17 protein-coding genes are annotated in these 15,797 nt (G+C 38.6%); 5 read left to right on the forward strand and 12 right to left on the reverse strand.

What is annotated here, in order from left to right; all coding sequences use genetic code 11:
* Positions 1-65: 65 nt before the first annotated feature.
* The 4 genes from secA to IGL32_RS07055 all read right to left on the reverse strand — a co-directional run bounded on the left by secA (position 66) and on the right by IGL32_RS07055 (position 5,541).
* Positions 66-2,603 (reverse strand): preprotein translocase subunit SecA, encoded by a 2,538-nt coding sequence (secA, locus tag IGL32_RS07040; protein ID WP_002381826.1) that lies wholly within the window; start codon positions 2,601-2,603, stop codon positions 66-68.
* A gap of 255 nt (positions 2,604-2,858) precedes the next feature.
* Complete coding sequence (hpf, locus tag IGL32_RS07045; RefSeq protein ID WP_002357293.1) at positions 2,859-3,410, reverse strand: ribosome hibernation-promoting factor, HPF/YfiA family; 552 nt, start codon at positions 3,408-3,410, stop codon at positions 2,859-2,861.
* A 138-nt stretch (positions 3,411-3,548) separates the two neighbouring features.
* Positions 3,549-4,235 (reverse strand): ComF family protein, encoded by a 687-nt coding sequence (locus tag IGL32_RS07050; protein WP_126268127.1) that lies wholly within the window; start codon positions 4,233-4,235, stop codon positions 3,549-3,551.
* Positions 4,225-5,541, reverse strand: coding sequence for a DEAD/DEAH box helicase (locus IGL32_RS07055; protein WP_033789315.1), 1,317 nt, complete (start codon positions 5,539-5,541; stop codon positions 4,225-4,227). Before IGL32_RS07055 ends, IGL32_RS07050 begins: the two co-directional genes overlap by 11 nt.
* Positions 5,542-5,813: 272 nt before the next feature.
* Here IGL32_RS07055 and IGL32_RS07060 point away from each other — a divergent pair, with 272 nt between their 5' ends.
* Positions 5,814-6,530 carry an AAA family ATPase gene (locus tag IGL32_RS07060; protein WP_010712529.1) on the forward strand — a complete coding sequence of 239 codons (717 nt, stop codon included), beginning with the start codon at positions 5,814-5,816 and terminating at the stop codon, positions 6,528-6,530.
* Positions 6,531-6,854: 324 nt separating this feature from the next.
* On the opposite strand, the gene IGL32_RS07065 is transcribed toward IGL32_RS07060, so the two are convergent.
* Together IGL32_RS07065 and IGL32_RS07070 are read right to left on the reverse strand one after the other, a co-directional pair.
* A complete protein-coding gene (locus IGL32_RS07065; protein WP_002360150.1) occupies positions 6,855-7,190 on the reverse strand; it encodes a PTS sugar transporter subunit IIB in 336 nt (111 codons plus the stop codon).
* Positions 7,191-7,310: 120 nt separating this feature from the next.
* Positions 7,311-7,598, reverse strand: coding sequence for a DUF7662 domain-containing protein (locus tag IGL32_RS07070; protein WP_002357286.1), 288 nt, complete (start codon positions 7,596-7,598; stop codon positions 7,311-7,313).
* 141 nt (positions 7,599-7,739) lie between these two features.
* Between IGL32_RS07070 and IGL32_RS07075 the strand changes: the two genes are divergently transcribed.
* The 4 genes from IGL32_RS07075 to IGL32_RS07090 all read left to right on the forward strand — a co-directional run bounded on the left by IGL32_RS07075 (position 7,740) and on the right by IGL32_RS07090 (position 10,140).
* Positions 7,740-8,402: a YigZ family protein gene (locus tag IGL32_RS07075; protein WP_002357285.1), complete on the forward strand. Its 663-nt coding sequence runs from the start codon at positions 7,740-7,742 to the stop codon at positions 8,400-8,402.
* Positions 8,392-8,625 (forward strand): DUF2829 domain-containing protein, encoded by a 234-nt coding sequence (locus IGL32_RS07080; protein ID WP_002357284.1) that lies wholly within the window; start codon positions 8,392-8,394, stop codon positions 8,623-8,625. Before IGL32_RS07075 ends, IGL32_RS07080 begins: the two co-directional genes overlap by 11 nt.
* Positions 8,626-8,687: 62 nt before the next feature.
* Complete coding sequence (locus IGL32_RS07085) at positions 8,688-9,473, forward strand: 3-oxoacyl-ACP reductase (RefSeq protein ID WP_163326346.1); 786 nt, start codon at positions 8,688-8,690, stop codon at positions 9,471-9,473.
* 145 nt (positions 9,474-9,618) lie between these two features.
* Positions 9,619-10,140, forward strand: coding sequence for a QueT transporter family protein (locus IGL32_RS07090; protein ID WP_002364076.1), 522 nt, complete (start codon positions 9,619-9,621; stop codon positions 10,138-10,140).
* Positions 10,141-10,179: 39 nt separating this feature from the next.
* Here the strand turns inward: IGL32_RS07090 and IGL32_RS07095 are convergent, their stop codons facing one another.
* The 6 genes from IGL32_RS07095 to purM all read right to left on the reverse strand — a co-directional run bounded on the left by IGL32_RS07095 (position 10,180) and on the right by purM (position 15,796).
* Entirely contained in the window at positions 10,180-10,914 is a 735-nt protein-coding gene (locus tag IGL32_RS07095) for a TIM44-like domain-containing protein (RefSeq protein ID WP_002388142.1), read from the reverse strand.
* Between the two features lie 20 nt (positions 10,915-10,934).
* Positions 10,935-11,264: a DUF1648 domain-containing protein gene (locus IGL32_RS07100; protein ID WP_002364078.1), complete on the reverse strand. Its 330-nt coding sequence runs from the start codon at positions 11,262-11,264 to the stop codon at positions 10,935-10,937.
* 127 nt (positions 11,265-11,391) lie between these two features.
* Positions 11,392-12,639, reverse strand: coding sequence for a phosphoribosylamine--glycine ligase (gene purD, locus IGL32_RS07105; protein ID WP_002364079.1), 1,248 nt, complete (start codon positions 12,637-12,639; stop codon positions 11,392-11,394).
* 18 nt (positions 12,640-12,657) lie between these two features.
* The gene (purH, locus tag IGL32_RS07110) at positions 12,658-14,244 is read right to left on the reverse strand and encodes a bifunctional phosphoribosylaminoimidazolecarboxamide formyltransferase/IMP cyclohydrolase (RefSeq protein ID WP_002371047.1); all 1,587 of its coding nucleotides are present in this window, start codon (positions 14,242-14,244) and stop codon (positions 12,658-12,660) included.
* Positions 14,196-14,768: a phosphoribosylglycinamide formyltransferase gene (purN, locus tag IGL32_RS07115; protein ID WP_002364081.1), complete on the reverse strand. Its 573-nt coding sequence runs from the start codon at positions 14,766-14,768 to the stop codon at positions 14,196-14,198. Before purN ends, purH begins: the two co-directional genes overlap by 49 nt.
* Positions 14,765-15,796, reverse strand: coding sequence for a phosphoribosylformylglycinamidine cyclo-ligase (gene purM, locus IGL32_RS07120; protein ID WP_002369275.1), 1,032 nt, complete (start codon positions 15,794-15,796; stop codon positions 14,765-14,767). The genes purN and purM overlap by 4 nt, the downstream gene beginning before the upstream one ends.
* Position 15,797: the final 1 nt, after the last annotated feature.

Genomic DNA, 15,797 nt, shown 5'->3' on the forward strand with positions numbered 1-15,797 from the left:
CTTTCTCTTTATTGTAAAAAGAGCAAAGGCGGGACAAATTGCCCCACCCTGCGTTTTTTCTTTAATTAAGCGTTTCTTCCATGACAATTTTTGAATTTTTTGCCACTTCCGCATGGGCATAAATCATTACGGCCCACTTTTTTATCTACACGCACAGGTTGACGCTTCGCACTTGTGTTGCTTTGTGCAGCTGCATCTTGTTCTGTTTCTGGATGTTCCGCTTGTCCTTGAGCTACTTGCTCACGTTGGACATTTTGGCGAATTTCCGATTTCATGAATAAACGTGTTACTTCATATTCGATTGAACCCACCATATTGTTATACATAGAATAACCTTCTGTTTGATATTCTACTAATGGGTTGTTTTGACCGTACGCACGTAAGCCGACAGATTGGCGTAATTGATCCATTGCATCAATGTGATCTGTCCATTTAGTATCGACGACACGCAAGATGACAACTTTTTCAAATTCTAGCAGTTGTTCTTGACCATTCAATTGTTGAGATTTTTCTTCAAATACTTCTTGCGCACGTGCCACTAAGTAGTCTTTGATTTCTTCAGCTGATTTATTTTCTAAATCTTTTTTAGAAATCGTATCTTCATGGACAAGTGTTGAGGCTGCAAAATCGACAATCCCATCTAAATTCCATTCTTCTTTTTCTAATTGTGTATGGCTATCCACCACTCGGCCAATCGTCCGTTTTACCATGCCCATCAATACATCAGACAAGTCATTTTCTTCCATAATTACTTCTTGTCGTTGCGCATAAATAACTTCACGTTGCTCGCGCATCACGTCATCGTATTGTAAGACATTTTTACGTGTGTCATAGTTATTTCCTTCCACACGTTTTTGAGCAGACTCTACTTGGCGAGTAAACATTTTACTTTGAATAACTGCATCTTCTTCTTGCACATTCATTCGTTCTAAGAATGTTTTAATTCGTTCTGAACCAAAGCGTTTCATTAAGTCATCTTCTAAAGATAAATAAAATTGTGAAACCCCTGGATCCCCTTGACGTCCTGCACGTCCACGCAACTGATTATCAATACGACGTGACTCATGACGTTCTGTCCCGATAACCGCTAGACCACCTAGTTCAAGTACACCTAAACCAAGTTTAATATCCGTTCCACGACCAGCCATATTTGTTGCAATTGTAACTGCGCCTTTTTGACCGGCATTCATAATGATTTCGGCTTCTTTAAAGTGATTTTTCGCATTTAATACTTCATGAGGAATTTTAGCTGCGTTTAATTTATCCGAAAGTAATTCTGACGTTTCTACCGCAACAGTCCCCACCAACACTGGTTGTCCTTTGTGGTAACGTTCTTTAATATCTTCCACCACTGCATTAAATTTACTTTCTAAGGTTGGATAAAGTAAATCTGGACGATCGTCACGGATAATTGGACGATTGGTTGGAATTTGAATGACTTGAATATTGTAAATTTCACGGAATTCTTCTTCTTCTGTTTTAGCAGTACCAGTCATCCCGGCTAGTTTTTTGTACATCCGGAAGTAGTTTTGGAACGTAATCGTCGCCATTGTTTTTGTTTCATCTTCAATTTCGACGCCTTCTTTTGCTTCAATCGCTTGATGCAAGCCATCAGAATAACGACGACCATCCATGATACGACCAGTAAATTGGTCAACAATTAAGACTTTATTGTCTTGAACCACGTAATCAATGTCTAATAACATGATATAGTTTGCCCGTAACGCTTGATCTAAATGGTGCGTTAATGCTGTATTTTCAATATCGTACAGGTTATCCAATCCGAAAGTTTGTTCCGCTTTTTCAATCCCTGCTTCTGTTAAACCAATTGTTTTAGACTGAATATCAATTTTGTAATCTTCGTCTTCTTTTAAGCGTTTGACAAAATTATCGGCACGCGTATAGAGTGCTGTCGATTTTTCAGCTTGTCCAGAAATAATTAATGGGGTTCTTGCTTCATCAATTAAGATTGAATCCACTTCATCGACAATTGCATAGTTTAATGGACGTTGAACCATTTGGCTGCGATAAACAACCATGTTATCACGCAAATAGTCAAATCCTAATTCGTTATTTGTACTATAAGTGATATCACAGTTATACGCTTCACGTTTTTCATCAGAAGATTTAGAGTTAATGTTTAAGCCAACGCTTAAGCCTAAGAAATTATATAATTCTCCCATTTCGTTAGAGTCACGGGTTGCTAAGTATTCATTAACTGTAACAACGTGTACTCCTTCGCCAGATAGTGCATTCAAGTATACAGGCATTGTGGCAGTCAAGGTTTTCCCTTCACCTGTTCTCATTTCAGGAATGTTCCCGTCATGAAGCACAATCCCACCCATTAATTGGACACGGTATGGGAATAAACCTAGTACACGTTTAGCAGCTTCACGGACAACCGCAAACGCTTCTGGTAATAGTTCGTCTAAGGTTTCCCCTTTTTGATAACGGGCTTTAAATTCATCTGTTTTTTCACGTAATTGTTCATCGCTTAGTTGTTCCATTGCACTTGCATGTGCATCAATTTTATCGGCGATTTTTTCTAATCGTCTTAATTCTTTTTTATCGTTTTCGATCATTTTTTTCAAAAAATTTGCCATTGGTATCTGTGTTCCTTTCAATTACCTCTTTTTATTTTTGTATCCTTTTTGTACAAGAAGCACAATCTATCCGTTTTATTTTATCATTACTTGACGAGAAAGAAAACCATTTCTCTCTATTTTACAGACATTTTCCTTTAAAAGAGGAACTTTTAAAGTTATTTTATGTATTTCTTTATTTTTTCTTTACTCCGTGCTTTAAAGATGTTTAAAGAGCTGAAATGCACGAAGGCATTTCAGCTCTTATTTTAAGCTTTAGTCTGTTTCAATCAAGCCATATTTGCCATCTTTACGACGGTAAACAATGCTTGTTCCATTTGTTTCAGCATCTTCAAAAATGAAGAAGTTGTGTCCTAACATGTTCATTTGTAAAACAGCTTCTTCACTGTCCATCGGTTTTAATGATAGACGTTTTGTACGAACGATGTCTAATTCTGAAGGTGTTTCTTCTGTTTCTTCACCAACTAAGAAGACAGCGGCTTTTGTATTGTTACGTCCTGTTTCACGAGATTTTCTGTTGATTTTTGTTTTAAATTTACGAATTTGTCGTTCTAATTTATCGACAACCAAATCAATACTTGCGTATAAATCAGGTGACGTTTCTTCAGCTCGTAAAACTAGATAAGGAAGAGGAATAGTAACCTCGACTTTGGCTGTTTTTTCAGTGTACACTTTCAAATTCACGTGAACCGTTGCTTCAGGTGAATCGCTGAAATATCTTTCTAATTTACCGACTTTTTTCTCAACATAGTCTCGAATCGCTTCGGTTACCTCGATATTTTCTCCACGTACATTATATCTAAACATAACAATTACCCCTTTCATCTACCAGTAAAGAAAAGATTAAAGGACCACTCTTTAATTCCCTTCTTCTTAATTTCATTATATCGAATAATCTGGGTTTTGCCAACAAAATAGTCATCAAATTTATGAATTCTTTTCTTTTTACCGCGCGAGAGTAAACGTATTCAAACTTTTAGGATAACAGTCATTGATAACAGCCGCTGCGTGAAAAAGAGTTCGTCCAGTGGTATAGATGTCATCCACCAAAATAACAGAACAATTTTTTAATTTTTTTTGGTTTTCTTTTTGGATGGCAAATGGTTGTTGCAACCGCATCCTTTCCTTTCTAGTTTTCTTAGATTGCGGAACATTTTCCTCTTTTCTAATTAAAAAAGGGCTGTACGGAACATCAGCCGCTTCTAGTAAGCCAATTACTTGGTTGAAGCCTCGTTCTTGCATTCGTTTTTCGGATAAGGGCACCGGAATAATATAGTCCGCAGATTGTTGCTGAAAGTAAAAGTTGATTTCCTCGTTAAAACACATTCTTAAGCGATAGTCTCCTTGAAATTTATAGCGTTCCATCCACTTTTGCATTCCTTCATCATAATGAAACAACGCTGTATTATGAAAAGAATACTCTGGATAAAGCAGCTGCCACCTTTGACAATCAAAACAATAATGCTCTTGGCTGACTCGGCTACAGCCAAAACAAGTCCCTGTCATTGGCAGTTTCTGGAACTTTGCTTGGCAGTGCTGGCAAAGTGAAGGCCTCGCCCATTTTTTAAAACGTAAGAGCATTTTTAATGTTATCTCCAAACGAATGGGGCTTGTGCAATTTTTACAATCCATCTAACATCCCTCGTTTGCTAGCCAAGCGATTCATTTGCTTTATTTGCCGAATTGCCTCTTTCATGTCTCTTGTTTCCCCATCATGTAAAAATAAAACTTCGCCGTAATTGAATTCTTGTCTTCGATCGACTCGGCCCGCAATTTGGACAAGTGTTGAAGAAGTGAAGACTCGATGATTAGCACCATAAACAATAACTGAGACTGCATCAAAAGTCACACCACGTTCTAAAATGGTTGTAGTGATCAAAATATCCGTTTTCTGCTGACGCATTGCTTGAACTTTTTCCAGGCGAAGTTCATCACTACCATAAACGGCGACAACTTCTTTGTCGGAAAATCGCTCAGCTATTAATGCATGCAATTGGTGAATTAATGGAATGCTTGGGCAAAATAATAAAACTGAATTACGCACCAATAAACGTTTCAAATGATGTGCAATGATTTTAATATTTTTGGTAGAAATACGTTGCCACGACTGAACCCAAAATCGGCGTGGCACAGGTAATGGCCTACGATGATATCTTGCTGGCAAAATACTGGCCGCTAACTTCTTTTGCTGTAAAAGCTTCCGTAATTCTTTCGTAGGGGTTGCTGTTAAGTACACCAAACTACTTCTTTTTTTTCGTGCGTTACGCACTCCATAATAAAGATGCTCGTTATTAACAAAAGGAAAAGAGTCGACTTCATCAACGATAAGTAAATCAAACGCTTGATGGAATTTCAATAATTGATGGGTGGTGCAAATCACTAGTTTCGTATAACGATACGCTTCTTGACTGTTTCCATGAAGTAAAGCAATTGCTTCGTGAGGAAAAACCGCTTGGATTCTGGGAAACAGTTCTAAGCAAACATCGACACGCGGCGAAGCCAGCGCAATTCGTCCCCCTTCTTGTAAGGTTTGGTGCAAAACAGCAAATAACATTTCTGTTTTACCTGCACCTGTAACTGCCCACACTAAGCGATTCTCTCTTGCTTTTGCTGTCTCACAAAGTTCAACCGAGATCGCTTGCTGTCCCTTTGTTAATTGTCCAGACCACTCAAAAAAGACAGTTCTTGGGCTATTGGGCCTTTCTGGTAAATGACAAAATTTTTGACAAGAAGTCACACGGCCTAATTGAATGCACGCATGACAGTAGTATACATTTGTCGCCAGTCTGTTTTCTTTTTTGGATACGACTTCCCCGCACCGCTGACATTGAATTGTTAGGGGTGAACGCTCTAACATTGTTGGTAAATAAACCAGTTTTGTCTGTATTGAAGGTTCTGTTTCTTCAATAATTATTTTACGTCCATGCAAATCTTCCATGTTAACCACCTCAATTATAAAATACGCATTTCTCTAGCTTTTTTGCGAAAAAGGAGATCTCCCACCGTTATCTTTCTATTCTTATCTAGTCGTTACCTACTAAACAAACTCTTGATACGCTTTATTGTTTACACGAATCTTCTACTTTCGACTTACCTATATGCAGCTTTTTTATAAACAAATTTATCTACCTTTAAAGAAAAATTAATGTTAAAGTATATCTAGTAATTCAAGCTTTAATTTGAAAAGACTAGAAAGGAGCAAACTTTATCATGGAAAATATTTTTTTAAAAAGACTAGAACTCAAAGCTTTTGAAGAAGATTCTGTTTTTTCAAAAATTGAAGGGCTGAATAAATTTAATTCACTAAATTTTAAAAAACCTATTACTTTTTTTTCAGGTGAAAATGGAACTGGAAAATCCACTTTATTAGAAGCAATCGCAGTCAATTGGGGATTTAATCCTGAAGGCGGTAGTATTAATTTTAATTTCTCTACAAACGATACTCACTTGGATTTACATAATTATTTAACTGTTGCAAAAAGTGTAAAGCGTGCTACGGATGGCTTCTTTTTAAGAGCTGAAAGTTTCTACAATGTTGCTACATATGCAGAAAATATAGACTTAGATTTTTCTGAATATGGCGATAAATCCCTACATCATCAATCACACGGCGAAAGTTTTTTGAATCTGGTGAACCATCGGTTTAGAGGAAATGGTCTGTACCTGTTAGATGAACCTGAAGCGGCTCTCTCACCTCAACGCCAACTAGCCTTAATGATATCTATAAAAAAACTAATTGATGAGGGGTCTCAGTTTATTATTGTCTCTCATTCACCTATATTACTTGCAATGCCTGACTCACAAATTATTTCTTTTGATAAAGATAGTCCTTTAGAAATCACGTATGAAGAAAGTATGCCTTATGAAATAACCTCATTATTTTTAAACAACAAAAACAGAATTCTCTCTCATTTATTTGCTGAATAAGTCTGTTATTCGAAATGCTTATGCCATACTATAATGACTCGTATATAAAAATATTGTTAATCATTCTTTGAATTACAACTTTCAGACTACGGAAAAAGGCGTTCATTATTCAGAAAATAGATTGTTAAGTATGTTTTTTTAGTATCTAGATTAAAGTAAAAAATTAAAGACAGTTGTCTTTCTCTAGCTCACAGGACTAATTTCGGCTCTATAATTTATGGAACTGATAAACTAGAATGACTGTTTCAGCTCAATTCCAATTAACTAAAGTCATAAAAAAAGACAAGTTGCTTTTTCGAAAATTCTCGAAAAAACAACTTGTTTTTACTCTTTTTTATCTGCTTGTGCTAACAAACCCAAGGCTTGTTCCAACACTTTTTCCCCGTTCATTAAGCCGTAATCAGACATGCTAATGACATCTGTTGGGATACCTTTTGGTGATAGACGCTTTTCAAAATCACTCTTCATATAACGAACTTGTGGACCTAACAATAACACATCGACTGGATTATTTTCTAAATTTGTTTCTGCTTCCGATGCAGAAGCCGCAAATATATGGGCATCTAAGCCTTGATTAAATGCTGCTTTTTGCATTTTTGTAACAAGTAAACTAGTACTCATTCCTGCGGAGCAAACTAACATAATTGTTTTTTTTGACATTTTAACAGCCCCTTTTACCATTGCCTTTTTCAATTTTCAACATTATCTATTAAAAATATTATAGTGTAAAGTTAATTTTTGTCAATCATTCTTGTTTTTTAAAGCGGATACAATCCTAGTTTAAACGTACCATGCTGACTTCAGCAATTTATTAAATACCACATATTCTTTTTCCAAATTCACTTGAACTACTTGGTAACTCGCATTCAACCAACCATAAGCGCCCTTTTCTGGATGCTTATAATCGTTCGCCCACCAATCGACATCTGTTTTAGCAGTTTTTGGTAAACCAGAATGAGGGAATAACAATTCATCAAACTGAGTAAAAGTCAAAGTAACTTGGGAACCGCCATTCGTTTTCAAATAATGAGTAATTGTATCATATTTTTTCTGTCGTGTATGTACCATTTTCCAGCGCCTCCCTTTTCTCTATCATACCTTATTATAACGTTTTTTTCCAAAAATCTCACAAAAAAGATGAGAGAAAAAGTTGCTATTCAGTTGATTCTTTTTTATACTGACTTTATTACGAGAGAAAAGGATGCCCATATGTTAGAAAGCTATATTACAGTCAAACAAGATGGTTTCAGCGAGATTGAAATCAAGAAATCGCGGTTTATCTGTTCTGTAAAGCGCGTAACATCAGAAGAAGAAGCAAAAGCCTTTATCGCCGCAATAAAAAAAGAACATTGGAAAGCCAATCATAATTGTAGTGCTTTTGTGATCGGCGAAAAAAATGACATTCAGCGGAGTAGCGATGACGGCGAACCTAGTGGCACTGCTGGTGTTCCAATGCTGGAAGTCTTAAAGAAAAAAGAGTTAATCAACGTAGTGGCTGTTGTCACTCGTTATTTTGGCGGAATAAAATTAGGCACTGGTGGTTTAATCCGAGCATATAGTCATGCTCTTTCCCACACTTTAGATGAAATTGGTTTAGTCATTGGCAAATTGCAACAAGAGCTATTGATTACGATCGCCTATCCTTTATTAGGAAAAGCCCAAGCCTTTTTGGAACATAGTCCCTACACGCTTAAAGAAACTATTTACACAGAGTCTATTCAGTTAATTTGTTTAGTAGATGAACAAGCAACAGAAACATTTATAGCTGAAATGACGGATCTACTTAACGGCCAGTTGACAATTGAAAAAGGCGCAACAAGCTATCACGAACTACCATTTAACGAAAAAGGAGCACAAGCAAATGACATTTGAAGAAGTATTGCCACAGATTAAAGCAGGAAAAAAAGCCGTACGTAAAGGCTGGAGCGGTTTTGAACTTTTTATTGAATTACGTGATGAAATTGGCACCTCCGAAGGTGAATTTTTACAAGTTACCCCGTATTTTTTAATCAAAACTTCTGATGAAGGCTACAGCATGTTTTCACCAACACCTTGTGATGTCTTAGCAGAAGATTGGGTGATTGTTGAAGCATAACTACACACATAAGGTCTGGCAGATTACGGCGATTGCTCGTTCTTCCAGACCTTAATTTTTAAATGTTTAAAGGAGTTTTTCTTATGCCAAAAGAATTTGAAACAAAACGGGTGCTTGTAACCGGTGCAGCTTCAGGGATTGGCCAAGCACAAGCAATTGCCTTTGCTGAGCAAGGTGCTGAAGTTATTGGCATCGACCTAGACGAAACGGGGTTAAAGCAGACAGCCGCACTGGTTAACCCAGATTCTACTAAGCCATTTACTTATTTTGTCGGTGATGTGTCTTCTCCCTCATTTGTGCAAGCCACGATGAAACAAATTGTGAAAGACAACGGCCAAATTGATATTTTATTAAATACGGCAGGTATTTTAGATGATTATCGTCCTTCTCTAGAAACTTCGGAAGCTTTATGGGATCAAATTTTAGCAACCAATTTAAAAAGTGTCTTTTTAGTGACCAATGCTCTATTACCTTATTTCCTCCAACAAAAAAAAGGAGTAATCGTTAATATGGCATCTATCGCTAGCTTAGTAGCTGGGGGCGGCGGCGCAGCGTACACTGCCTCCAAACACGCAATCATCGGGTATACAAAACAACTTTCCTACGATTATGCCAAATTAGGCATTCGAGCAAATGCGATTGCGCCAGGTGCCATCCAAACACCCATGAACGCAGCTGATTTTGCAGGAGAAGGTGAAATGGCTACTTGGGTAGCAAGTGAAACACCTGCGGGCCGTTGGGCACAGCCACAAGAGGTAGCAAAACTTTCATTATTTCTAGCTAGTGATGACGCTGATTATATCCATGGCACAGTTATGACCATTGATGGTGGTTGGACCATGAAATAAAAAGACTTTACAGAGTGTCTGTTCTTCAGTAACATGTAACACAGTGAGGCAACTCACACCATAACACTTCAGTTGGCTTTACTGCCCTTCCTTTGGTTATGGTTATCACTAAAACACGTCGTTGTTTTATAAAGGAGAATCTTAAATGAATCATTCATCAAATCCACAAACCAGTACGTGGTCAGCTACGGCTTTGGCTAAAATGGCGCTGGTTACCGCTTTGTATGTCGTTGTCACTGTACTTCTCGCTCCGCTTAGTTTTGGTCCGATACAGCTTCGTCTTGCCGAATTATTTAATTATTTAGGCGTTTTTAACAAGCGATATATCTGGTCCATTACGTTAGGGGTTGCGATTGCCAACGCCGCTTCGCCTCTTGGTATCATCGATATAGTCATCGGTAGCGCTGGAACGTGCGCAGTCTTATGGATTGCCTATTTTGCGACAAAAAATCAGCAAAATTTATTGATTAAACTAATGCTAACGGCCATTCTTTTTGCTTTGTCCATGTTCACTGTCGCCGGACCTTTAACGTTCTTTTATCAGTTACCTTTTTGGTACACATGGTTGACCGTTGGACTTGGTGAACTTCTTTCAATGACCGTCGGCGGTATCCTGATTTACGTATTAAATAAAAAAATACAGCTTGTAAAACGCATCGAAGAATAAAAAAGCGCTTGGGGTTTAAACCCCAAGCGCTTTTTAGCACTATCCTTTAGGTTGAATGAAGTCTGCTTGCCATTTTCCAAGAGATGGATTGTAATCAAAATACCAAAGTTGTGAAAAATATTGTTTTTGATGCTTGTATCCCGATAAAACAAGACCGCTTTGAATATCTTCCTCGTAGTCAATACAAGAAAAATGAAGCATCAGTGAAAAACTGGTTTCACTAATATGATGATAATTCGAAGCTGGCGCTACTTTCACTTTTTTTACATGATTTCTGATGCCCGCTTGTTGATTTGCTTGTAATACTGCAAGATGTTTTTGATAAAGTTTTTCTGTATAGTTATCTTTGACTACAGACAAGTTTTCTTGATCCCACGCTTGTTGTATTTCTAAAAACGTTTGTTGTATTTCTTTTAAGAGTGCCTTTTTTTCTTTTGATGTTCCAGGTAATACTGCCCACATTTCTTGAAAAGCGCCTTCATCGACTGGTTGATTTCTACGGCGTCTTTGCCAAATCATCACGCCCCCAAAAAGAACAAAAAACACTGTTGAAATTAAGCCTTCCAGTGGCGTTGTGTTGCTGGTCCCGGTCTCGTTATGATGAACATAACTTCTTGATCCATCACCGCCTGGCGAAAAACCATTCGAGGGATTACCCCCGCTAGGACTTTCTACACGTCCGCCGCCATAGCCACCAGCTACAGCCGCCGCTTGATTAGGCCATAAACAAAAGGCCATGGCACAACCCACAAAAACTAAAATTAACTTTCTCATTTTCTCACCTTTCGACCCCTTCAAACCAACAAATGAATAAATAGACGCAGGATACTAAACAAAGCGCCAAGATTAACAATGATTAAGAACACCTTCAGCCACCTACCATATGGTTGTACTGATTGATAACTTCGTTGATAAATACTCAAGCCAAACAGGACCACTGGCCACATAAATATACTAGATCTTGGGCCAAACGAATTACCCTTGCCCCAAAAATTCACATGAATGGGCACATGAGCTGGTAAATCAGGATAAACCAGCGCACTTAATAACAGTAAACTGACTGCCAAGACACTTGTAACAATAAACAACCGTTGACTAACTTTTTCAATCTGCTTGTTTCTCATTATCTTAGTTTTCTCCTCTATTTAATGATAGATATACTTTCAGTTTATGCCTCCCTATCTGAATTTGCAATAAAAAAAAGACAAGGAAACATTCGATTAAATGTCCTTGCCTCTGTTTTTAAAAATCCTAAATCAAGCCTTTCACACCTATATCTTTTCGATAGTACATTCCAGGAAATGAGTAATTATCCAATGTTTGATAAACTTTTTTGCGGGCTTCTTCAAGAGTCGAAGCAGTTGCTTCTGCTAAAAAGATTCGTCCGCCAGCCGAAACCAGAGCCTGTTCTGAACGAGTTACCCCTGCATAATGGATGGTTTCACCAGACATTTCGGGCAATGGTAGATTTGTCTTGTATTGATTAGGATAGCCTTCTGCTGCTACAACAACACCAACACTCGCTAACTCATTCCATGCAATCGTTGGTTGCTCTTTCGCCAGCAATGAAGAAATTATTTCTGAAAGGGGACTCTCTAAACGTGCCAACACAACTTGTGTTTCTGGATCCCCAAATCGAGCATTAAATTCAATAACCTTGGGGCCAGTTTCTGTTTGGATTAAACCAGCATATAAAATCCCTTGAAACGGACGTTTTTCAGCCACCATTCCTTTAGCAGTCGGTTTCAGGACTTGGCTAATGGCTTGCTGAACCGCTTCTTCTGGGATCTGAGGCACTGGTGTGTAAGCACCCATCCCCCCTGTATTCGGACCAGCATCCCCATCGAAAATCCGCTTATGATCTTGAGCAATCACCATCGGATATACCTTCTCATTAGAAACAAAAGCCATTAAGGAAAATTCTTCTCCTTGCAAAAATTCTTCGATTACGACCGTTTGACCGCTTGCTCCAAATTGTTGGTCCTCCATCATCGCAACTAGCGCCCGTTTTGCGGCTGCTTTTGTTTCGGCAACTACTACTCCTTTTCCAGCTGCCAAACCATCTGCCTTAATAACAATTGGTACTCCTTGCTTTTCAATATATTCTAAGGCAGGTGCCAAACGTCGAAAGACCCGATATTCCGCCGTTGGAATCTGGTATTTTTGCATAAAATCTTTCGCAAAACTTTTTGAACCTTCAATTATTGCAGCTGCTTTTGTCGGGCCAAAAATCAGTAATCCCGCTGCTTGAAAGGCATCTACAATCCCTTCAATTAATGGCGTTTCTGGTCCGACAAATGTCCAATCAATCTGATTATCCTTCGCAAATTGAATTAGTTCCGTTTGTTGCTCTTCACTGATAGGTACAGTCCGAATATTATCACCACTCATACCAGGATTACCTGGTGCACAATAAACAGTCTTGACTTTGTCTTCTTGCTGTAATTTTTTGGCGATTGCATGTTCACGACCACCACGCCCAATCACTAATATATTCATCGGTTTCTCCTTTAAAAATTAATGTTTGAAATGACGAGTCCCAGTAAAAATCATCGCAATGCCATAATGATTCGCTAGATCGATTGATGCTTGGTCTTTAATGCTCCCGCCTGGCTGAATAATTGCTTGAATACCATGTTGTGCAGCGTATTCCACACTATCTGCCATGGGGAAAAAGGCATCACTTGCTAAGACGGCCCCTTGTAATTTTCCAGCTGCTTGGGCTTGATCAACTGCAATTTTTACTGACCCAATTCGATTCATTTGACCAGCGCCAATTCCCACTGTTTGACTTTCATTGGCTAAAACAATAGCGTTTGATTTTACATGCTTGACTGCTTTCCAAGCAAAGTTCAATGCGTCTCTTTCGGCTGGTGTGGGTTGGCGCTCTGTAACAACTTGCCATGCTTGGTCATTTTCAACAACTGTATCTTGTTCTTGAATTAATAACCCGCCCATAACAGAAACTAATTCCACCGCTTTTTTTTCTTGAGCATGAAAATCTAACGTTAACAAACGAAGATTCTTTTTCTGAGATAACAATGCCAGAGCTTCTTCCTCAAAACTAGGCGCAATAATTATCTCTAAAAAGATTTGATGCATTTCAGCCGCAGTCGCTTGGTCCACTGGACGATTCAAAACAACAATGCCACCAAAAATTGAAACTGGATCTGCTTCAAATGCCTGACGATAGGCTGCCAAAATCGTTTTTCCTGTTCCAATTCCACATGGGTTCATATGTTTAACAGCGACGACCGTAGGTTCTGTAAACTCGCTAGCAATCCGGAGTGCTGCATCAGCATCTCGAATATTGTTATATGACAGTTCTTTGCCATGAAGTTGTCGAGCGGAAGCAATGGATAATGATACAGGTACAACGGATTGATAAAAGGTGGCCTGTTGATGGCTATTTTCACCATAGCGCAATGTTTGCTTACGTTCATAAGTAAGCGTCTGTTTCTCTGGTTCAGTTTCACCCACTTGCGTCGTTAAATAGTCAGCGATAAGCGCGTCATAAGCAGCGGTATGACGAAAGACTTTTGCTGCTAATCTTTTTCTGGTGGCTAACTGGCTAGTTCCAGTGCTGCTAATTTCACTTAATACCTGTTCATAATCACTAGGATCAACCACTGCTGTTACGTCTTGATAATTTTTTGCCGCTGAACGTAACATGCTAGGACCGCCAATATCAATCATTTCAATTGCTTCTGCTTCAGAGATTGCTGGTTTTAAAATTGTTTCTTTAAATGGATAAAGATTCACTACTACAAGGTCAATAAATTGAATGCCTTGTTCAGTCAGTGCTTTTTGATGCGTTTGGTTTCCCCTTTTTGCCAAAAGTCCGCCATGGATATTCGGATGTAACGTTTTGACACGGCCATCTAACATTTCGGGAAAGCCAGTGATGTCGTCAATAGCAAGTGTCGGTACCCCGGCTTCTTCTAAGACAGTCCTTGTTCCCCCAGTGGAGATAATTTCAAAGCCATTTGCAACTAAGCCTGCTGCAAATGTTGTCACTCCTGTTTTGTCTGAAACGCTAATCAATGCTCTTTTGGTCATTTCATTGTCTCCTTTACAATTTGTGAAATTATTTTTGGGTACCATTCGTGCTCAAGAGCATGAATTTTCTCTGTTAATGTGTCCAAAGTATCTTCAGTATCAATCTTGGTGGTTGTTTGGAAAATAATCGGTCCTGTATCAACCCCAGAGTCAACATAATGGATAGTGATTCCTGTTATTTTCACTCCATAATGAAATGCCTCTTCAATTCCGTGAAGACCTGGAAAACTAGGTAACAGAGAAGGATGAATATTGACGATTCTCTTTGGATAAGCCTCCAGTAAAGTCTTGCCGATAATTCTCAAATAACCAGCTAACACGATTAAATCGATCTGATGCTCTTTTAAATGTTTCAATACTTGTTCCTCATATTGCTCACGAGATGAAAAATCAGATGGCGAAAAGCAAACAACGGGAATCTTGCGTTTTTGGGCACGGGTCAATACGTAGGCTTCAGGCTGATCACAAAAGACTAAGCTCAACTGCCCTGCGATTTTTTTCTGGGAAAAAGCTGCAGCAATCGCCTCAAAATTGCTACCATTGCCAGATGCAAAAACAGCTATCTTCATAAGGCTTCCTTAAAAATAACGGCTTTCGTTTTCCTAGGTACCAAACGACCAATTTCAAAAGCTTCTGGCAAAAGCTCCTGAACTTTTTCAACATGCTCTGGACTCACCGCTAAAATCATCCCTAAGCCCATATTGAAAATTTCATACATTTCTTCAGGTGGAATTTCACCGTATTTTTGAATCAATTTAAAAATTGGTAGCACTGGCCAACTATTTAATTGAATCTCTGCAGCTAATGCGGAAGAAAACATTCTTGGTAGATTTTCTAAAAACCCGCCGCCAGTAATATGCGCAGCCCCATGCACGAGTCCTGCTTTTAACAATGGCAATAATTCCTTCACATAAATTTTTGTTGGTGTTAATAATTCTTCCCCTAACGTTTTGGGTGCCAATTCTGGAAGCTTGTCCGTTGTTTTAAACGAATGTTTCTTAAAAAAAATATTTCTTACTAAAGAGTAACCATTAGAATGAAGACCACTTGAAGGAAGACCAATCAAGAAATCGCCTTCTTTTACGTTACTTGGAGTCAAGAGTTGACTTTTCTCAGCAATACCCACGGCAAAACCAGCCACGTCATAAGCATCTGCTTCATACATATCAGGCATTTCAGCTGTTTCGCCCCCAATTAAGGCTGCATTCGCCTCACAACAGCCTGCCGCAACACCCGCAACAATTGCTTCAACTTTAGCTGGATTAACGGTCCCTAACGCTAAATAATCTAAAAAATATAACGGTTCGGCGCCTTGTGCGACGACATCATTGACACACATTGCTACACAATCAATTCCGATTGTCTCGTGTTTCTGTTCTTCAATTGCCAAGAGTAACTTTGTGCCTACGCCATCCGTTCCTGATACCAAAACTGGTTCTTTAAGCTTGTAACTACTTAAATCAAAACAACCACCAAAACCACCAAGCATGCCCAACGTTCCCGTCCGTTGTGTCTTTTGGCTATGCTTTTGAATTCGTTCCACTACTTCGTATCCTGCCTCAACATTTACGCCAGCTTTTGAATAGGCATTTTCCATG

It is taken from the genome of Enterococcus sp. AZ035 (assembly GCF_050548325.1).
GTDB lineage: Bacteria > Bacillota > Bacilli > Lactobacillales > Enterococcaceae > Enterococcus > Enterococcus faecalis.